This is a genomic window from Sorangiineae bacterium MSr11954, assembly GCA_037157815.1.
Taxonomy (GTDB): Bacteria; Myxococcota_A; Polyangia; order Polyangiales; family Polyangiaceae; genus Pendulispora; species Pendulispora albinea.
In genome coordinates, this window is sequence record CP089984.1 from 8,799,275 (window position 1) to 8,819,122 (window position 19,848).

17 protein-coding genes and 1 pseudogene are annotated in these 19,848 nt (G+C 67.4%); 3 read left to right on the plus strand and 15 right to left on the minus strand.

What is annotated here, in order from left to right; all coding sequences use genetic code 11:
• Positions 1-225: 225 nt before the first annotated feature.
• The 9 genes from LZC94_34245 to yedA all read right to left on the minus strand — a co-directional run bounded on the left by LZC94_34245 (position 226) and on the right by yedA (position 10,618).
• Positions 226-1,653, minus strand: coding sequence for an ATP-binding protein (locus tag LZC94_34245; GenBank protein WXB12900.1), 1,428 nt, complete (start codon positions 1,651-1,653; stop codon positions 226-228).
• A 3-nt stretch (positions 1,654-1,656) separates the two neighbouring features.
• Positions 1,657-2,415, minus strand: a complete 759-nt coding sequence (locus LZC94_34250) for a response regulator (protein ID WXB12901.1) — start codon at positions 2,413-2,415, stop codon at positions 1,657-1,659.
• On the minus strand, positions 2,412-3,380 hold the full coding sequence (locus tag LZC94_34255) for a hypothetical protein (protein ID WXB12902.1): 969 nt from the start codon (positions 3,378-3,380) through the stop codon (positions 2,412-2,414). The genes LZC94_34250 and LZC94_34255 overlap by 4 nt, the downstream gene beginning before the upstream one ends.
• A gap of 2 nt (positions 3,381-3,382) precedes the next feature.
• Positions 3,383-5,449 (minus strand): TonB-dependent receptor, encoded by a 2,067-nt coding sequence (locus LZC94_34260; GenBank protein ID WXB12903.1) that lies wholly within the window; start codon positions 5,447-5,449, stop codon positions 3,383-3,385.
• A gap of 35 nt (positions 5,450-5,484) precedes the next feature.
• Complete coding sequence (locus tag LZC94_34265; protein ID WXB12904.1) at positions 5,485-6,423, minus strand: hypothetical protein; 939 nt, start codon at positions 6,421-6,423, stop codon at positions 5,485-5,487.
• 17 nt (positions 6,424-6,440) lie between these two features.
• A complete protein-coding gene (locus LZC94_34270; protein WXB12905.1) occupies positions 6,441-7,847 on the minus strand; it encodes a hypothetical protein in 1,407 nt (468 codons plus the stop codon).
• A gap of 20 nt (positions 7,848-7,867) precedes the next feature.
• Positions 7,868-8,164: a hypothetical protein gene (locus LZC94_34275; GenBank protein WXB12906.1), complete on the minus strand. Its 297-nt coding sequence runs from the start codon at positions 8,162-8,164 to the stop codon at positions 7,868-7,870.
• Between the two features lie 3 nt (positions 8,165-8,167).
• Positions 8,168-9,469, minus strand: a complete 1,302-nt coding sequence (locus LZC94_34280; GenBank protein WXB12907.1) for a hypothetical protein — start codon at positions 9,467-9,469, stop codon at positions 8,168-8,170.
• Positions 9,470-9,688: 219 nt separating this feature from the next.
• The gene (gene yedA, locus LZC94_34285) at positions 9,689-10,618 is read right to left on the minus strand and encodes a drug/metabolite exporter YedA (protein WXB12908.1); all 930 of its coding nucleotides are present in this window, start codon (positions 10,616-10,618) and stop codon (positions 9,689-9,691) included.
• A 185-nt stretch (positions 10,619-10,803) separates the two neighbouring features.
• On the opposite strand from yedA, the gene LZC94_34290 reads away from it, so the two are divergent.
• Both LZC94_34290 and msrA read left to right on the plus strand, forming a co-directional pair.
• Complete coding sequence (locus LZC94_34290; protein ID WXB12909.1) at positions 10,804-12,255, plus strand: PLP-dependent aminotransferase family protein; 1,452 nt, start codon at positions 10,804-10,806, stop codon at positions 12,253-12,255.
• Positions 12,256-12,280: 25 nt separating this feature from the next.
• Positions 12,281-12,928, plus strand: coding sequence for a peptide-methionine (S)-S-oxide reductase MsrA (msrA, locus tag LZC94_34295; protein WXB12910.1), 648 nt, complete (start codon positions 12,281-12,283; stop codon positions 12,926-12,928).
• Here the strand turns inward: msrA and LZC94_34300 are convergent.
• The 6 genes and pseudogenes from LZC94_34300 to LZC94_34325 form a co-directional block, all read right to left on the minus strand.
• Positions 12,874-13,770 carry a BON domain-containing protein gene (locus tag LZC94_34300; protein WXB12911.1) on the minus strand — a complete coding sequence of 299 codons (897 nt, stop codon included), beginning with the start codon at positions 13,768-13,770 and terminating at the stop codon, positions 12,874-12,876. The genes msrA and LZC94_34300 overlap by 55 nt on opposite strands.
• Positions 13,771-14,503: 733 nt before the next feature.
• Positions 14,504-15,082, minus strand: a complete 579-nt coding sequence (locus LZC94_34305; GenBank protein WXB12912.1) for a hypothetical protein — start codon at positions 15,080-15,082, stop codon at positions 14,504-14,506.
• Positions 15,079-15,405: a thioredoxin gene (gene trxA / locus LZC94_34310; GenBank protein ID WXB20283.1), complete on the minus strand. Its 327-nt coding sequence runs from the start codon at positions 15,403-15,405 to the stop codon at positions 15,079-15,081. The genes LZC94_34305 and trxA overlap by 4 nt, the downstream gene beginning before the upstream one ends.
• A 132-nt stretch (positions 15,406-15,537) precedes the next feature.
• Positions 15,538-15,831 (minus strand): annotated as a pseudogene (locus tag LZC94_34315) (Rrf2 family transcriptional regulator).
• A 111-nt stretch (positions 15,832-15,942) separates the two neighbouring features.
• The gene (locus LZC94_34320; protein WXB12913.1) at positions 15,943-18,330 is read right to left on the minus strand and encodes a DUF1343 domain-containing protein; all 2,388 of its coding nucleotides are present in this window, start codon (positions 18,328-18,330) and stop codon (positions 15,943-15,945) included.
• Between the two features lie 33 nt (positions 18,331-18,363).
• Positions 18,364-19,236 carry a hypothetical protein gene (locus tag LZC94_34325; protein WXB12914.1) on the minus strand — a complete coding sequence of 291 codons (873 nt, stop codon included), beginning with the start codon at positions 19,234-19,236 and terminating at the stop codon, positions 18,364-18,366.
• A gap of 281 nt (positions 19,237-19,517) precedes the next feature.
• On the opposite strand from LZC94_34325, the gene LZC94_34330 reads away from it, so the two are divergent.
• Positions 19,518-19,784 (plus strand): DUF2007 domain-containing protein, encoded by a 267-nt coding sequence (locus LZC94_34330; GenBank protein ID WXB12915.1) that lies wholly within the window; start codon positions 19,518-19,520, stop codon positions 19,782-19,784.
• The last annotated feature ends 64 nt before the right edge of the window (positions 19,785-19,848 follow it).

The following is a 19,848-nucleotide window of genomic DNA, read 5'->3' on the forward strand; positions in this document are numbered from 1 at the left end:
GGCCGGCGACGCTCCCTTCGATTCGGAAGCGTCTCCTGCAGTGCCTCACTACGCCTTGCCCGCGATGCAGCGCTCCGGTGCGCCTGTTCGCTCCACCATAAATTGACTGAGTAGTGCTAGCGGTTGACTCTCTCTCGACGAAGGCGCCACCCCATTCGACATGGTCGACGTCGTCCTTCGACTCACGGCATACGTCAACGGCTCTGCAGCACGGCGGCGCGCTGTTCACTCGAAGCGAGGGAACTCCAGAATGAACCGCGAGCCGCGCCCCACCTCGCTGTCGACACGGATGCTGCCGTGCATCGATTCGACCAGCTGCTTCGTGATCGCGAGCCCCAACCCCGCGCCGCCCTTTTCGCGCGAGCGCTCGGGATCGACGCGGTAGAAGCGGTCGAACAAGCGCGGTACGTGCTTCGCGTCGATGCCCGGGCCGTCGTCCTCGACCTCCACCTCGACCCGGTTCGGCTGGGTGCGCGGCTCGGTTCGCGCGCGGATGGCGATGGTGCCCGCGCGGCGGCCGTACTTGATGGCGTTGTCGACTAGGTTCTCCAGCACTTGCTCGAGCGCCAAGGGATCGCCGCCGATTTCGATGCCCTCGTTCACATCCAGACGAAGGGTGACATCGTGCGCATCGGCGCGGGCTTGCAGGGTCTCCACGACGGCGGAGGCCACGCCGCCCACGTCGACGCGCTCGACGATGGCCTCCTCGGCAGGACGCACCTCCAAGGCCGAGAGGCGCAGCATGTCTTCGACCAGACGACCGAGGCGGTCGGCGTGGCGATGGATCGTCTCCAGGAATTGGCGCGAGGTGCTGCTGTCGGCGCCTCCTGCGAGCAACGTTTCGGAGTAGCCCTGGATGGCCATGACGGGGGTGCGAAGCTCGTGCGAGGCGTCGGCCATGAATTGGCGGCCCACCACGAGGAGCTGTCGCACGTGCGTGCGCTCGGCCGTGAGCTCCCCGATGCGCGCTTTCAGCTGCGACGCCAAGGACGAGAGCGAGCGCGCCAAGACGCCGAATTCATCCGGCGCGCTCGAGCGCACGCTCACGTCGAAGTCGCCGTCGGAGATCTTTTTGGCCGCCGCCGTCATGGCGCGGAGGGGACCTGCGGCCACGCGGGAGGCGAGAAAGCCGAGGCCCAACGCGACCACCGCCGCGACGATGGCGGCGGCCAGCAGCTGATCGCGCGTGGTGGCGATGGTCGCGTTGATGTCGGAGAGGGGCGCGGCCAGGCGCACGATCCAGCCGTCGGGCGCGGCCACCGCCACGTAGTGCATTTCATCGTGCGTGTCGGGGGCGGCGCGGGTGGCGCGGCCGATCGCACCTTGGAGCGCGGCGCGGACCTCGGGGGCCAAGGGCTCTTGGCTCGCCTCCCCCTCGGTGCGCGAATCGCCGAGGACCTTTCCATCGCGGTCGAAGAGGGTCACGTCGGCGCCGATCAACGAGGCGAGGCGCGAGGCGATCTTCTCCGGGTGCCTTCGCTCGCCCACGCCCCACTGCGCGGCGCCGCGCGCCTGCTGTTCCAGCCGCTGATCGAGGCGCCGCTGCAGATCGGCGCCCAGGGAGCGGTCGAGCAAGAGCACCAAGAGGGCTACGATGGCCGCCACGAGCCCCACGTGGCTCGCGAGAAGCTTCGTTCGGAAGCTGATGGACATGGTCTACTCGTTTCGCAGGCGGTAACCGACGCTGTGCACCGTCTCCACCGCGTCGCCGTAGGCACCGAGGCGCTCGCGGAGCCTCCGCACGTGGGTGTCGACGGTTCGGGACGGGGTGCTTCCGCTCGTCCCCCACACCTCCTCGAGCAGCTCGCGGCGCGTGAACGTGCGCTCGGCGTTCTCGAGGAAAATGGCGATCAGCTTGTACTCGAGCGGGCGAAGCGAAAGCTCGGCGCCGTCGACATAGACCCGCTGGCGAACGGTGTCGACCTCGAGCCCCCGCCATCGCAAACGCTCCCCGGTGTCGGCCGCGCGGCGCGCGATCGTGCGCTCGCTCACCCGGCGCACCAAGGCCCGCACCCGAAGCACCAGCTCGCGCACGCTGAACGGCTTGACGACATAGTCGTCCGCGCCCACCTCGAAGCCCAGGATGCGGTCGTATTCGTCGCCGCGCGCGGTGAGCATCAAGATGCCCACGTCGCTGAGCGCAGGGTCGGCCCGCATCCGCCGGCACACTTCGGTTCCGGACACGTCGGGGAGCATCAAGTCGAGCACCACCACCGATGGCCGCTGGCGCGCGGCGGCCTCGAAGGCTTCCTTGGCCGTCCCCACCGCCTCGGGATCGAAGCCCGCCTCCCGAAAATTGAAGAGGAAGAGCTTCTGCAGATCGACCTCGTCGTCCACCAAGAGAATGCGCTCGCCTGCGTCGGGCAGGTGGGCCTGAGGATCGGCTTGCGAGGTCGGCGGGATCTTCTGGGTCATGGGCTTACCGTCGAAAGCGTGTAGACTGCATACGTCGAGCCGCCGCGGCTGTCGCGCAAGACCACCCAGAGGCGGGCAAGCCCGGGCTCCGTACCGCTGAACCACACATTGTTCGTAAAGGTATCAAGCTCGCCCTCGGCGCGTCCCGTGCGATCGGTCTCGAAGGAACCTGCCGTGGCATACCATGAAACGCGCATCGCCTCGCGGCGCACAACCACCGATTTCGTCGTTGGATCCAAGGCGACGTACGACTCGGCGTCGCGAGGCTCCCAGCCTACCGCGAGCTCGATGCCGCGCCCTGCCGGGAGCCGATCGAGCGGACGAAGCTCCCCATCGACCCGCGCCGTCAGGGTCCCCAGCCGGGGGTTCTCGTTGGCCACGTACCGGCGATTGAACTCCAAGGTGACGTCGGCCGGCGCGTTGGCCAGGTTGCAGCTGACGCGCGCACGCGCAAACGCGGTGGCCGAGCGCCACGTGGCGCGCACGGGTTGGTAGTAGCCGCCGGTGCTGTCGGGATCGCGCGGGCGAAAGGAGCCCGGGGGCGCGTCGGGGCCGAAGAGCGCGCACGCATCGGAGAGGATCGCGCCGGTGGCCGTGGTTCCGACGGGCGGTGGCTCGGCCAAGGGGCGCACGCCATCGCGCAGGCACTCGGGGCTCACCGCGCCGTTCTCCGTGAGCAGCTTGGGCGTGGCGCACACGTCCCACCGAACGTCGGCGCCGTCGAGGGGCCCGTCGTGCGAGGCGACCACCGCCTTGTAGGTCACGGGCACCCCCGGCTTGGCCTCCGGCGGCTCGGCGACGATGGCCACGATGCGCGCCTCCTCGATGCGCGACTCGCGGTCGTTCAAATCCGGCTTGCACGCGGCGAGCGCCAGGGCGAGGCCCGCGACGAACGCCGGCGCGAAGCGCATGGCCAACGAGGCCGCGCCTGCCCGATACACCGCGATGGAGAGCGCTCGCTTCATCGTCAAAACTCCAGCCTGGCCCCGACCACCGCCACCGTGGGCAGCCCTCGAATGTACCCGCGCTGCCGAAAATCCGGCGAGTAGACCACCTCCTCGGCGTTCTCGCGGTAGGTGACGTTCTGCACGTCGAGCGAGAGCGCGAGAAGCACGTCTTTGCCCAAGGGAACGCTGCGCTCCACCCGCGCATCGAGCTGGTAAAAGGCCGGCAGCCGCGCGCCGTTGTGCAGCCCGAAGACGGGGTCCGAGCGATCGCTCACCGCGTCGTAGTAAGCCCCCACCACCGGGGTGCGCGGCACCCCCGACGCATAGCGAAAGCGCGCGCCCAGCACCCACCGCCCGAGCTCCTGGCTGAGGGCCACCACCAGCACGTGCGGTTGATCGAAGTCGAACAGGCGGTAGCGCGCGGCGGGCTCCGCGATGCGCCGCTCGCTGCGGCTCATGGTGTACGAGATCCAGCCGGAGAGGCCGTGGCCCAGCTCGCGGCGAACGAGGAGCTGCAGCCCGTAGCTCCGGCCCTCGCCGTCTTGCACCAAGGCTTGCGCGAGCTTGGGCGTGACCGAGCGGCTGCGCACCACCAAGTCGCTCATCGTTTTGTAGAAGCCCGTCACCTCCGCGGTGAGCCCCGGGAGCACGGTGATGCGCTCGCCGAGGCTCGCGTGGAGCGCGCGCGAGAGGCCCAGCGCCGGCGTTCCGAAGATGGCGCTCAAGTCGGCCGGCTCCGGCGCTTGATGGTAGGCGCCGCCGCTGGCGAAGAAGGTCAGACGCGGCATGGGCTGGTAGCGGACCAACAGGCGCGGATCGATGGCCGTTTCGACCCGAGAGAAGCCCACGTCGGGCTTTTGACCGAAGGTCGGCAGGAGGCGTTCGCCCTCGATGAGGAACGTCTCCACGCGCACGCCGGGGGTCACCGTCAGATCGCCGAGCTTCACGTCGAGCGACAGGTGCGGCGCGACGTCGAGCACATGGGTCGAAAAGTCGTCCGCCGTGGTGTCGTCGCTGGGCGGTGCGCCAAAGACGGCGATGTCGCCCTCGCGCGGCGGGAGGGTGAGCGAGCCTCGGCGTACGATTTGCGAGGCGGTGCCCGAGGCGTCGATGCCGGTGGAGGCCACGACCTTGCGGCCGAAGCGCACGCGGTACGACGCGCGCATGCCGTAGCGCATCGAGCCCACGTCGAGCTTCGTGGGGTTTCCGCCGAACGACGTGGTGAGCTCGGTCTGGTCGTAGCCCACGAACGGCGTGACCTCGATGCCCTCGGCCTCGCGCGTGGTGCGCTTCCAGCGCGCGTACACCCGATGAAAGCCGCCCTCGGTGCGCTCGGTGCGCGTCTTGGCCGGATCGGCCGAGGCCACGGTGCGATCGAGCGCGTCGTGGGAGCCGAGCAAGGTCACGTCGAGCGACTCGCCCTGCGCCAGATCGATGGCGATCCGCGCCTGGTAGTCGCGGTAGCGCGGGATGGGAAAATAGTCGCCGATGTCGCGCGCCGACGTCGCCGCCAAGAGCGCGTCGAGGTAGCTGTAACGCGCGGCGACCCCGGCGCGCACCTTGGACCCGAGCGCGGCGGACACGAAGGCCGAGGCGTCGTACGTATCGGCGCCGGCGTAGCCGTGCACCCCTTCGTCGCGGAGGGCGCGCGTCTCGACCCGCACGGTGCCGCCCAAGGTTCGTCCGTAGTCGGCGCCGAAGCCGCCCGGCAAGAGCGCCACGCTCGCGACCAGGTCCGAGTTGATCACGGAGCGCAGCCCGCTCCCATGGTACAGCGACGGGACCTCCACGCCGTCGATGTACGTGCGCGTATCGGACGGCGCCGAGCCCCACACGACGAGCTGCCCCGATCCCAGCGGCGGCCTCGCCACCCCCGGCAGGTTGTCGACCACCTTCGCCACGTCCCCTTGCGTCCCGGCCACGTGCCGCGCTTCGTCCGCGCTCACCGTAGCGGTCACCGGATCGCGCGGTGCCCGGGGCGCCGCCCGCACCCGCACCTCCTGCACGTCCTTCTCCTGCGCCTGCGCGACGGACGCCCAAGGGAGCCATGCTGCGGCAAGGGAAGCGAAAAGGCGCGCGCGTTGCATTTCAGGGGCGTCTCGGTGGCGTCTCGGTGGGCGTCTCAGTCGCGTTTGTCGCGTTCGAAATCGAACTCCAGGGCGAGCACCCCGGCGCCACGATCGTGCGGATAGCGCGCGTCCACCTCCGTCGACATTCCCTCCGCCGAGCCGATGGAAACCCCGCGGCGGAGCACGTCGACGTGAAAGCGCGCCGTGCTCTCGCTGCAAAGCGAGAACGCATCGACGCGGACCACGTAGTGGCCCTCGGGCGGGGCGCTCTTCCAGAAGACGTTCTCCCGGCGGCGCCCATCGATCACGCACGCCGCGTTCGAGTCGAAGTCGAGGATGCCGCCCGTCTTCCACCCCTCCGGATCGATCGGCTCCCCCGGCGCCGGGCGCTCGTACGAGTTGATGTTGCGCTTCCAGATCTCCACGCCGCGCGGATCGACCACGTGCAAATCCAGATCGACCTCCGTATCCCAGCGAAGCGAAATCGCGAGCTCCGCGTTGCGCACGGCCTCGTCCGTGCTCACCGTTGACAGCGCGCGCGACATCGGCAGCCCAAAGCGCCCCGCGCCATCCACCGCGCGCACCATGAGCTGGTACGTGCCGTCGGCCAAGTTGGGCGCGAACGCCAGGGTGGCCTGAAACGACGCCAGATCCGGCGTCTCCGCCGTGGGGGCGCCGGCCGGTACGATCCAGTAGCCGAGATCGCCCGAGAGCGCGATGGCCGCCGCCGTCGCCTCCCGCGCCAGCGCACCGTTGCACGGCTTGTCGCGCGTGCCGGCACGGATCGCGTTCGTCCGAAGCGACACCGCCAGCACCGCGGGTCCCCCTTGCTCCCCCTCGGGCATGGCCCCGCGGTAAAACTGCGCGCCGGCAACCTGCAGCCGCGCGTCGCGCCCGCTGTCGGCCTCGGTGGTCTCGCACCCCGCCGCCGCCACGGCCACCGCGACCCCAAAGCCGATGACCATCGCGCGCGCCGCACGCACAGACCGCATCTCGCGAATGGGGTGCATCAAAACGTCACCTCCCCCCGCACGGTGAGCGAATCATCCGCCAAGGTCGTCGGCGCCCCCGACGCGGCCCGGCCGAGCGCGTTGGTCCGATGGTCGTACTGCACGATGCAACGCGCCGGGTAGATCGCGCGCGCGGCCCCTGCCCCCCGCGGGGTCGTGCCCTTGTAATAGCGCGCGGCCACCATCACCGACACCGTGGAGGAGCTCGGGTCCCGCGCCACCAAGCGCACCCCCGATTGCTCATTGGCGTCCGAATCGGGATTGTACCGATCGTAGCGCGCGCCGATCATCGCATAAGGCGTCACCTCTTGTACGATATCGACGTAATATCCCACTTCGCGCAAATCCCGCCCCACCACCACGGGATCGGCCGCTTGAAGACCGCGGTCCAAGTTCTTCGCCCGCACGATCTCGCCGCGCACCATGAGCTCCCCGAGCACCGGAATATCGGCGCTCAGCCGCAGATCGGCCCCGATGGCAAACCGCGTAAAGCGCTCGGAGGGTGTGGCCGGAGCCCCCGCGATCACCTGAATCTCCGTGGGATCGACCACGCCGTCCTCGTTGAAGTCCCGCCACACGAAGACGTCTTTGGTCGCCGGTGTCCCTTTGTGAAGACCGGCGCCCGTCAACCCGGAGAAGCCTGCCTCCACGCGAAGATGGGAGTCGCGGTTCGACTCCACGCCCACGCGAAAGAGCAAATCCTTGCTTTGATTGGGGTCCCTCCCGGGAAATGCCCGCTCCGCGATGGGATCGCCGTTCATGATCCCGAGCGAATAATTGAAGAAGCGATACCCGCCGCGAAGCGCGAGCCCCAAATCGTACGAGCCGGGAAACAGCGCTTCGCTGAACGAGCTGCGGGCCAGAAACGGCCGCCGCTGCGCCACCTCCTGCGTATCGAACCCGAAGGGGGAGCGAAACAACCCGATGGTGGCCGAGAAGTACGCCTCCCCCGGCTTCACCTCGCGGGCCGGCCATCGGAGCGATACCTCCGCGTCGATGGGCCGGACCTGCATGCCGTTCAAGGTGTTCGCGTCGATCTCGGCGACCCCCGTCACCAGCCCGTGATCGACGTTCGCCCGCAGGCGCGCGGCGTTGAGGATGAAGCGATCCTCGTTGAGCGGCAGGCCCGTCGCGGCGTTGACCTCGTCTTGCGACGATTGCCGGAAGACGACCCAATCGGCCTGCGTATACCCCGAGAAGCGCACGGGGATCGAAAAGACGGCGATCTCGTTCTTCGCCCCCGCAGGCGCACCCGTCGCCGGCGCCCCCGCAGACCCAGCCGTGGGCGGCGCGCCCGCCACCTGCGCGGCGGCGGGCGAGACGAGCAAAACGATCGAGACGGCCAAAACGAGACCCAGCGCGCGGACTCGAATCGAAAAACGCGACGAAGGCTGCAGAAGCGGCACGGCGCGACGTTCTATCGTATTTACGGCAACGCGGGGCGTTCGCCGTTGGGGCCGAGGAGCGGCAAGTTGGGCTGCTTCTCGACCTTCACGGCGTCCGTGCATGCGTTGAGGAGCTCCTCCGAGGTCTTCGGGTTCGTGACGCAGTCGCCGCCGCCGCTGCCACCATCGCCACGGCTGCTGCTGCCCCCGTCGCGGGTGGTTTGCGGATCGTCTTTGACTCCATCGTTGCTCGAGCAACCAAGTTGCAGCATCGGCACCGTGACGAAGGCGGCGGTGAGCGCGAGCGCGGGGAGGGAGAATCGCTTCATGAACGTCATCGCTTACCTCGCCTCGCAATAGCCATGACGGCACTTGCCGCCGTTGCACGCGTTGTCGCTGCCGTCGCAGGCCTTGCAGCTGGTGCTACCGTTGGGGACCTTGGCCTCGTAATAACACCCGCAAGGCTCGGGGTGCTCGAAGGTCGAGAGGGGCGCGCCGTCGGCGGGTCGCGTGACCTTCATCGCGCAGTTGGGGACGAGGCCTTTGCTCACCACCACGGAGAGGCCGTCCAGATCGGTGGCCGGCGTGTGGCCGAGCACCAGCTCGACGAACCGTTTGGTCACCGCCTTCGACGGCACCGGCTGCGCCGGATCCCCGCCCGGGGCGACGGGGGCGATGTACACGGTGGGCGACCACGGGAAGTAGTGACCATCGCGCAAGTTGCGCTTATCGAAGCTGGTGGGGGTGGAGTCGGGGTAATACGCATAGCGCTGCTTGGCCGCGCGGAACGCGAGCAGCTTCACCTTGTCGCGGTTGGCGTCGAAGATTTCCGTGCCGAGCAAGCCGATGGCCTTCTCCGGCGAGGGCGTGCTGATGAGCGCATTGAGCACCCCCGCCGATGAATCGCGCACCGTGGGGTCCACCGAGAGATCCCACCCGATCAACTTGGTGACCGGCGCGATCCCGATGGCCGCGGCCAGGGTGAGCGCGGTGCTCTTCGTCGGCCCGCGAACGAACCGCTGCTCCTTGTCGACCCAGGGCTGCGCGTTGCCTTGCGCCCCGAAGTTGCCGAACGCGAAGTAGCCTTCCTCGGCCGTGATCGCGTCCTGCGGGCTGTTCTTGGGGACGGCAAATCCGTAGCCCTGAACGGGCCCCGTGATCAGCCCGACGGTGTCCGGCTTCTGCAGGTTGCAGCTCGAGATGAATGTGGCGCCGATGCCCAAATCGATGGGCAGACCGCCTGCCGCGTCGACCGAGCACTCGAGCGGCACATCGGAGCCCGCGGTCATGTACTTGAGGATCGTGCCGGACGGGATCTTCTTCGATCCATACAGATCCGTCGCCACCGCGCACGTTCCGGTCGTCTTGTAGATCACCGTCATGGGCGCAGCGGTGAACTCCCGCAGCTTTCGCCCCAGGGACTTCAGGAGCGGCTCCTGCGTGTCGCCCGATTCGATGACGATGGGATTTTCGGTCAAGGTGCTGCACGCCACCGGATCGGCCGCCGCGCTGCTCCTGGCCGCCGAGAGCACCCCCACGGCGGTCAGCGCGCTTACCACGAAGGTCCTCGCCGGCGCGAGGGCCGCGCGCGCATGGCACGGCCCCGAGCTTCGAGCTCGCACGGTCTCATTCGTTCGTTTCATTCGTTCCTCGCTTGGTGCGACGACGATTGTTGCCATCGTCCCCCCGTCATCGCGACCGGCGAGAGTTGCACACCCGAGGCCAATCCGATGCAAAAGAACGTTGTTACAGCGTGTAACAACGCTTCGCGCGACGAAGGCGTGAAACATCCTCGCCGTGTGTCACTCGATGTAACAAGTCGATGCACAAAACCGGATCGACTGATCCGGTCCGTGTAGCAGCTACGAGCTTGCCTTGGCCGGCGCCTTCCCGGACTTGCCGGTCATGATGAACGCGACCCCCACCACCACGAGGAGCGCGGCGATCGGCGTCGAGACACCGACCCGCTCGTTGCCGATCACGATGCCGAAGGCGACGGCCACCATGGGGTTCACGTACGCATAGCTCGTCGCCACGGACGCGGGCGCATGGCGAAGAAGATACATGTACGCCGAGAACGCGATGAGCGAGCCGGCGACGATCAGATAGGCGAGCGCGAAGAAGGCCTTGCCGGGGATCTCGGACAGCGACTGCTCGGGGAGGCGCTCGCCGAGCACGGAGCCCGCGATGAGCAGCGAGAAGCCGCCGGTGATCATCTGCGTGGCGGACGCCATCATGCCCTTTGGCAAAGGCAGCTTTCGCGTCAAGTTCGTGCCGAGCGCCCACCCCGCGGCCGCCAGCAGCACCAACGCCAAGGAGCCAGGGGTGCCCCTCAAGTCGCCGCCGCCCATGACGAGGATGCCCAAAAAGCCAAAGCCGAGCCCGACCCACTGCCGCCGCGAGGTGCGCTCCCCCATTTGCGAGGCGATGAGGGCCGAGAAGAGCGGCATGGTGCCGATGAGAACGGCGACCGCGCTGGAGGAGACGTGCTTCTCCGAGAGGGCCACGAACCCATTGCCCACCATGAACATGAGCACCCCGACGGGGGCCGACGCGAGCCACTCGCGCCGCGTCGGGAGCGGGGCCTTCCGCGATAGCAAGAAGACAAAGAGAATACAGCCCGCGATCACGAACCGAACGCCGCTCGCCAGCATGGCCGGGAGCACCTCGACCACGTAGCGAATGGCCAAATACGTCGAACCCCAAATGAAATAAAGAAGCCCGAGGCATACGGCGACCGGCGGCGTAACGCCGCGCCATGCAGACTCGGCTTTGACAGGCGAGGAGGACAAATCGTGGGTCGAATGTGGAGTGCTCGAGGCCATGTTTGCGCCGCTATAGGGTCGAAAGAACATAAAGCACAGGCACAGTTCGTTTGATTCCGACAAGTACAGACAAGGTCTGTTCCGGTGATACTCCACCGATCTGTGCTTGCGTTAAGCTGGCATAAACGTCCCCCTGCGCTAACGTGCTGGGCGTGGACGACCAAGGTACGGACCTTCTTTACCGGCGTATTGCAGCCGACATTTCATCCTTGATTGAAGAGGGCGCGCTGCGTCCAGGGGACCGGCTTCCGTCCGTGCGTCGCACCAGCCGCGATCGGCGGGTCAGCGTAGGGACCGTCCTCGCCGCTTACCTCTCGCTCGAGAAAGAGGGCTTCGTCGAAGCGCGGCCCAAATCGGGACACTTCGTCCGCCGCAAACCGGACCGCTACGAGTCCCCCGCGCCCCATCGACGAGCACGCCTGAAGGTCGTTCCGGCGCGGGTCTCCGTCTCCACGGGGGTGGCTGCGCTCATGTACTCGCTGCGCGATCCGAGCGTGCTGCCTTTGGGTTCCGCGGTGCTCGCGCCCGAGCTCCTCCCCATTCGCGCCTTGAACCGCACCTTGGCCATCGCCGCGCGCGACGCATCCGGCTCCAACTACGTGCCGCCGCCGGGCCCCTCGGCCTTGCGCCATCAGCTCGCGCGAAGGGCGCTCACCTGGGGACTGGCGCTCGACGAAGACGACTTCGTCACCACCGTGGGCGCGACCGAGGCCATGCACCTTTGCTTTCGCGCGCTCACCAAGCCGGGCGACACGGTGGTGGTGCACTCGCCCATGTATTTCGGGGTGCTGCAGCTGCTCGAAGAGCTCGGGCTGCGGGTCATCGAGATCCCGACGCACCCCGATCGCGGCATGGACCTCGACGCGCTGAAGGACGTGCTCAAGAAGGCCCCCGTCCGCGCCTGTGTCGCCATCCCCAACTTCGACAATCCGCTCGGCAGCCGCATGTCGGACGAGGCCAAGGAGCGCATGGTTCGCCTCTTGGCGCAGCACGACGTGCCGCTCATCGAAGACGACGTCTATGGAGACATGTCCTTCGATGGCTCGCGACCGCGCCCGGCCAAAGCCTTCGACCGCGACGGCCGCGTCCTTCTCTGCAGCTCCGTCTCCAAGACCTTGGCCGCGGGCTACCGGGTCGGCTGGGTCGTCCCCGGGCGCTACCGCGCGCTCATCGAGCGCATGCAGTTCTCGCAAACGGTGGCCACCCCCACGTTGCCGCAGCTCGCGGTGGCCGAGTACCTGGCCGGCGGCGGCTACGACCGCCATTTGCGCTCGTTGCGCACCAAGCTGCGCCTGCAGGTGCAGCACTTCCGCGAGGCCATCGCGCTCGCCTTTCCGCGTGGAACCTCGATTTCGGCGCCGCAAGGCGGCTTCGTGCTCTGGGTGGAGATGCCGCGCGAGATCGACGCGCTGGCCATGCAGGCCGAGGCGCTCCGGCGGGGCGTGGCCATCGCGCCGGGGCCTATCTTTTCCGCGCGCCAGCGCTATACCAACGCCATTCGAATCAGCTGTGGAATCCCGTGGTCCTCGCGCGTGGAAGAGGCTATCGCCATGCTGGGCGAGCTCGCGCACGAGCAAATGAACGCGAGGGCCAGCGCCAAGTGAACGAAACCCCGATGAGGAAACGAACATGAGCGACAAGATCAAGCTACCCTCTCCGGAACGAGCCCTGCCCGGCCGCGCGGAGCGCATGCCGGTTCCCTCGAACCATTTCGTCAATGGCAACCGCATCGTGCCGCCGTTCCCCGATGGAACCAAGCTGGCGCTCTTTGGCCTCGGCTGCTTCTGGGGCGCCGAGCGCAAATTCTGGCAGCTGAAGCCGGAAGGGAGCGTCTACTCCACCGCGGTCGGCTACGCCGGGGGCTTTACGCCCAACGCCACCTACCAGGAAGTGTGCTCCGGCCTCACCGGCCACACCGAGGTCGTGCTGGTCGTATTCGACCCGAGCACCGTGAGCTACGACGCGCTGCTCAAGACGTTTTGGGAGAACCACGATCCCACGCAGGGCATGCGCCAAGGCGGGGACATCGGCACCCAGTACCGCTCCGCCATCTATTGGTTCGACGAGGCGCAGCGCCGCGCGGCCGAAGCTTCACGCGACGCGTACCAAAAGGTGCTCTCGGCCGGCGGCTACGGCGCGATCACCACGGAAGTCGCGCCGGCGCCGGAGTTTTATTACGCCGAGGAGTACCACCAGCAGTACTTGGCCAAGAACCCCAACGGCTACTGCGGCCTGGGCGGAACCGGCCTGGCGTGCCCCGTCGGGCTCCCGACTTGATGACCGTTTTGATGCGCCTTCTGTGAACGGGCCCCGTCGCTGCGCTCGCGATCGCTGCTGGTCACCACCTTGACATTGGTCGCTCCGCTCTTTTCCTGACTCGAGTGACTCGGGCTCGACGCGCTGGTGGTGCGCGGACCGCCATCGGCGGGGGCCGTCCGGCGCGAGCCACGCCGCTCGAGGCTACGAGCGCGCCGCGCCCGAGCTTGGTCCTCGTTGCGCGCGGCCACGCCGATGCCGAGGATGGTGCCCATGGGGATGAGGAGCGCCGGGGCCCATGCGCCGAGGGCGAGCAGCGCGGCCGAGCCCAAGACCAGCCGGCCCGCCGGAGACGAGAGGGTGCGCGCCACCTTTGGCTTGGTCGTTCGAGGCGGACCTTGCAGGTTGGGGATCGACTCCGACTGCGCGTGGGGCTCGAGGTAATCGCGCACGAGGACCACGCCGGGTACGCGCGCGACATGGCGAACGAGCTGGGCGTGCTCCTCGCTCAGCACCAGGCCGGTGAGCTCCACGCAGCCGCGATCGACCATCACATGAACGGCGTGAGCATGGCTGCACACGCGGCCCATGGCCGAGCGAACCCTCTCGTGCAGGATGTCGTCCGAAACCGGGTGACGTGCGGTGAGCGTGTGAAGAAAGCCCATCCCCTGACTCATCAACCCGTGCACGCGATGCGAGAGATCGCGCATACCGGCATCCGCCTGCTCACGCACCTCACACGCGAAGTGCACCACCTTGTCGCGCGCCATGGCACGACGGCGATGACCTTGCCGTGAATCACAGAAGTACGTCACGCCGGCCCCAACGCCGATCCCGATGAGAAAAAGTTTGGCGAGTCTCATGACCGCCCGGTCTCGCATTGCTCATGCCACACGATCCCACTCGTGCACGGTCACCGTACATGGCGTCCCCTCGCCCTCTCCGCACGGGATCGTGGGAGAGCGCGCCCCCGGGCACGGGGTGTACGTGCACAGAAGCGCACGTCGAACGTTGCAAGCGTGCTGTTCCGACACACCCGTGGCGATCGTGCGCCCGGCATCGCCCGCTACGGAACAAGGACGCAACGCCCAACACCGAACACGATGCGGACGCTGAAGCGAGCTACCACAATGGCGCGGGACACGAGAAACGCCCACGGCACTGACGCGGACGCGAGAACGGCCTCCCGCTCCTCACCGCACTGACGCGGACGCGAGAACGGCCTCCCGCTCCTCACGGCAATGACGCGGACGCGAGAGCGGCCTCCCACGCCTTCACCGCAAGAAGGGCGCGGGACGCGAAAGCTGCCCGCTCACCGCAAGGACGCGAAAGCTGCCCGCCCACCGCAAGGACGCGAAAGCTGCCTCCGCTCCTCACCGCAAGGGCGCGGGACGCGAAAGCTGCCCGCTCACCGCAAGGACGCGAAAGCGGCCTCCGCTCCTCACCGCAAGGGCGCGGGACGCGAAAGCTGCCCGCTCACCGCAAGGACGCGAAAGCGGCCTCCGCTCCTCACCGCAAGGGCGCGAAAGCGGCCTCCCGCCCACCGCAATGGCGCGAAAGCGGCCCTCCCGCTCCTCACCGCAATGGCGCGGGACACTAAAGCGATTTGCCCAAAAGCTTGAGTCGGTTCTTTGCAGAATGCAGCTGTTGGCGGATGGAGTCCGCCTGCCGGGCGATGTCCGACATTTCGATGGAGAGGGCCGCCTTGGCCACCTCTTCCGAATTGGACACGACCGTACTCATCTTGGCTTCGATATCGGCGATGAGCGCGAGCACGTCTTCCTTGGCCGCGCCGGGCTCGTGCACCTTCTGGATCAGCCCCACCAAGTCGTGCGCCTCCACGCCGAGCAAGGCGAAGCGCTTCATCAGCGCCGTGACCTCTTCGCCGCGGCGCTGGATTTCTTGAGCGCGCGCGAGGACCCGCTCCGCGGTCGCTTGCTGCCGATCGCGCGCCCCGGCCACGGCGGCGACCAACGACTGAACGCGCTCGGCCACCCGATTTTGACAGGCCGCCGCGTCCATCGTGGCGCGCGCCGCGCGCTCGATGTTCTTTTCCGAGTTGAGAGGGGTCTGCAAAGCCGTTTGGGCCAGGCCCTCGAAGCGAGCCAGCTCGGCATCGAGGGCCGCGGCGGCCAATCCCAACTCGGAGAGCTTCTTTGCGGCGGGCTTGCTCAAGCCTCGAGGAGCTTGAGCAGGTTTTCTTTGCTGGTCAGGCCCACGTGCGATTGCGTCTTCGCACCGCCCTTGAAGACCAAGAGCGTGGGCACGCCGCGGATGCCGTACTGGGTCGCGAGCTTGGGCGAGTCGTCGATGTCGACCGCGACGATCTTGTACTTGCCCACATTCTCGTCGGCGATCTTCGCCACGATGGGCGCGATCGCTTTGCACGGGCCGCACCACGTGGCGCCGAAGTCGACGAGGACCGGCAGATCGGACTGGAGGACTTCGCTGTCGAAGTTGCCCTCACCGACCTCGAGAACGTTCTTGCTGCTTGCCATGATGAGACTCCTGGATTTCGGGGGTTTTGAAAGGGATGGTGGCCGCTTTTGGACTGCTTCCGCCTTCGCTCGCGCGGCGATGTCGGCGACGGTTTGTTTGGCGAGACCTTGAAGTAAAGCTTCATTCGCGGCGCGGGCCGCTTCGGCAAAAGCAACGCGCATCCCGCCGCCGATGCGGCAGGTGTCGTTTGGTTCGCTCGGGCTCGGTGGAATGGCCCCCGAAGGCTCGGTGGCCGCGTACACCTCGCTGAGAAAGATCTGTTCGGCGGGACGCGCGAGGCGGTACCCCCCGCCAAACCCTTCCCGCGCCTCGACCAAACCTGCTGCGCAGAGAACCTTCATCAACCGGCGAAGAAACACCGGGTGCGTGTTGATGCTCTGAGCGACGTGTTCACTCGGATAGCCGTCCTGAAGCTGAGAGAGCATGGCAAGGGCGTGCGTGGCGATGGCAAATCTTCCAGACGACACGGCAACGACCTCGTGGACCCATCTGTAATCTTCACGGTTTCAGATGTCAACCAGCCCCCTGGAAATGCCTTACGGGGTGCTTGCATTTCCGTAAAGGAGGTACTTTTCGCGCTTCGCCTTGAACGCCCGAAGCCCCGCCGCCCAGAGCGCCTCGATCTCGGCGGGCGATCGCTTCGCCTCCATGGCCTCGAGGATCGTTCGGTCGGCGAGCATCTTGTCCAAATCCGCGAAATGCCACTCCTTGGGATGCAAGGTATGCAACGTCATGGCCATCCCGAGCCACGCCCGCGCGGGCTCGAAGGCCGCGCGGTTCGAGACGGTCACCCGCACGCCGCCGCACCGCTGTCCCGCATAAATGGCCGTCTTCGGGGTGAAGCTCACGGGACGAAAGGTCAAGCCCGCGATGCCCGCCGCTCGAAGCGCCGAGGCGAGCGCTGGTCCGTCGATCCATGGGGCGCCGAGGATCTCGAAGGGCGTGTCGGTGCCGCGGCCGACAGAGAGATTGGTCGACTCGAGGAGCCCCACCGCCGGATAGAGCACCGTCTGAGCCACGGTTCGTAAGTTTGGCGAGGGCGGCGTCCACGCGAGCCCCGTTCGATCGAAATAGTCGGCCCGCTGCCAGCCCTTCATGGTGACGACCTCGAGCGGGGCCCCCATGTGATGCTCTGCATTGAAGAGCAGCGAGAGCTCCCCGAGGGTCATTCCATGGCGCACGGGCAGCGCATTTTCATTCACGAAGCTCTTTGGAACCGGCGTGAGCACCGGCCCCGCGACATCCACCCCATCAATCGGGTTCGGCCGATCCAACACGACCACGCGCACCCGATGCCTCGCCGCCGCCGCCATCGCATGCCGCAAGGTCGACGCATACGTATAAAATCGCACCCCCACGTCCTGCAGGTCCACGACGAGCGTATCGATCGACGCGAGACTCTCCGCCGAAGGCTCGAGCCCCTCCTCCCCGCGCCCGTAGAGGCTGTAGACGGGCAACCCCGTCTTCGCGTCCTTCCCGCCGTCAATCCTCCCCTCCCGATCGCCGCCCATCCCATGCTCCGGCGAAAAAAGCGCCTCCAGCCTCACCCCCTCGGCCTGCGCAAGCAACTCCACCGTCGTCCGCCCATCCCTCGCCCTCCCCGCCGCATTCGTCACCAACCCAACCTTCGCCCCCCTCAACCTCCGAAAACCCTCCGCCCTCAACACATCAATCCCCGCCCAAACCCCTCTTCCCCCAACGCCACCCCCTAGCCCCGATCCCGACTCCAACGCCTGCGCCACGACCGTCCCAATCCGCCCCGCCAGCGCATTGACATTCCCCCGCCCCTCGGGATGCACCCGATTCGACAGCACGATCACGAACCAATCCCGCTCCGGATCCACCCACAACACCGTCCCCGTATACCCCCCGTGCCCCACGGCCCGCGGCGACCACCCCTCCCCGCGATTGCCGGAGTACGCGCTCCTCACGTCCCACCCCAGCGCACGAATCGCCCCTGGAACGTCGTGCGGGGCCAGGAACGCAAGCTGCGTCCGCGCCGACCACGCGGCCGTATCGCCTTCGGCCAGCAGCGCCCGCGCATAGCGCGTCAGGTCCTCGGCCGTCGAAAAGAGCCCCGCGTGCCCCGCCACGCCGCCAAGGTAAAACGCACGCGGATCGTGCACCTGCCCGCGCATCCACACGCCATCGCGTTGCTCGGTCACCGCCGCGCGCGCGCGCAGCTCGGGCCCCGGCAAAAATCCGGTCTCCACCATGCCCAGCGGACGAAACACGTTCTCGGCCGCAAACACGGCCACGTCCTGCCCGGTGACCCGCTTGATCACCTCCTCGAGAACGAGAAACCCCACGTCGGAGTAGACGAACGCCTGCCCCGGCGCCGCGCGCGGCACGAGATCGTAGATGCGCCCCAGGGCCACCTCGCGCCCTTCTTGAAAATCGCGCACCGGCGTCTCCACGGGCAAACCCGAGACGTGCGTCAGCAGATGCCGCAACGTGATCGCGCCCTTTCCGGCGCGCCCAAACTCCGGCACATAGCGCGCGGCGGGCTCGTCCAGCCCCACCCGGCCGCGATCGACCAGCACCATGATGCTCGACGCCGTCGCCACCGGCTTGGTCAGCGACGCCAGATCGAACACCGTGTCGAGGGTCATCTCCTCGGGATCGGGCGCGTACGCACGAAAGCCGTACGCCTTTCGAAAGAGCACGCCCTCGCGCCGCCCCACCACCACCACGCAGCCGGGGAGCCGCCCCTCCATCAGCGCCCGATCGACCGCATGATCGATCGCGGCGAGCCGCGGATCGGTCACCGGCTTCGGGACATCGACCTCGCTCGGCGGCTTGGAGACCGGGGGCTTCGACGATACGGCCGGGGGCGGGGCCACACCCTGCCCCTGCACGCGCTCACCGCAGCACACGGCGAGCGACGCGCAACACAGGAGCCCCGCCCACGTCCGTTTTGTCACGCTTTCACAGTATGACACCCATGTCGTGGAGACTCACGACGAACGGCGACGGCGGCGGGCCATTCCAATGCCCACGGCGCCGAGCCCCATCACCAGGAGCCCGCCCGAGACGGGAGCGCCGCCCGGTGCCGCGGCGCACGAGGCGCTCGCGCTGCCTTGGGCTTGGGCCTGGAACTTGAACTGGAAATTTTTGATCGCCTCCAGGCAATCCCGCAGATTGTTGCCGGCATCGACGAATTGGCCGTCGCAGAAGATGGCGCCCTCGAACTTGTCATCGGTGCACTTGACATTGCACCCGCCCTGAAGGTCGGCTTTGCACGATGCGTACAGCTGCGGGGTCTGGCACTGGATCTGGCAGTCCGCGTTGACCTTTCCGTGGCAGCTGCCGTTGCAGCTCGCCTGGCACCGCGCCTGGCAGGTCGCCGAGGGCGCCGTCACCTGGCACTTGGCATCGCAGCTTCCGCTGCAGCTTGCCTTGCACGAGGCCTCGCACTCGCCGCGGTTGTTCGAGCCCGAGCACTTGCCGCTGCAGTCGCCCTGGCACGTGCCCCGACATTCGGCGGCGCAGTCGAATTTGCCCGGATCGACGTTGCAGTCCCCTTCGCACCCTCCTTGGCAGCTGGCCTTGCAGCTGACGTCTGCTTCCACATTGCACCTGCCCCGGCAGCCGCCCTCGAGCTTGGCTGCGCACGCCGCCTCGAAGCTCACGGGCGTGCACTTCGCCTGGCACTGGGGCCCCCTTGCGACAAGCTCGCACTTCGCGTTCCCGCTGATGTCGATGTTGCCGCATGCTTCGAGCCCCGCTGCAGCATGCGCGCTCTTTGGCAGTGCCAAAAGAATGCCGGCCGGAACCATGGCCATGGCGACGAAGCGAACGAAACTCGAAACCCGGTGATGATCACCCATGAGAAACCCTCCAGATAAGCAACTGCTTCGCGTTGCGTCAGGGCGAAGCGGTGAACCTCGGAACAGACGCGTCCCCATTGGACGCATCCTCTACGCCAATCATTCGTGCGTATCTTCGTCTACATCCCGTCTGCAGTCTTTCACGACTCTTTCACGAGCTGCCGCGAGACCGTTGCCGATGTGGAACGCATCCCGCATGTACGGCATCCAACGGCATTCACCGCTCACGCCCATCGCCGACCGAGCGAATGTGTGATGCCGAAACGAGAGGAAAATCGACCATGGATGCGGAAGACCTCGTCGTGGTTGCAACCTTTGGAACCGTAGCCGAGGCGGAGCTCGCAAAGGAAATTCTCGGCAATGAAGGCATCTCCGCCTTTCTGGGCAACGAGATGGCGGCAGGGCTCATGCCCTACCTCGCCTCGGGCCTCGGGGGTATCACGTTGCAAGTTCAACGGCAGCATGCCCCGCGCGCACGCGGCATCCTCGCCGCGCCCCCCGACGGCGCACCCGCGGGCGACGGCCTCGATCGCACCAACGGCGATTGAGCCACCTCGCCGAGCGCGCCGATCGCCAACGCGAGCATGCGCTCGGAGGTAGCTTCCGTACTTG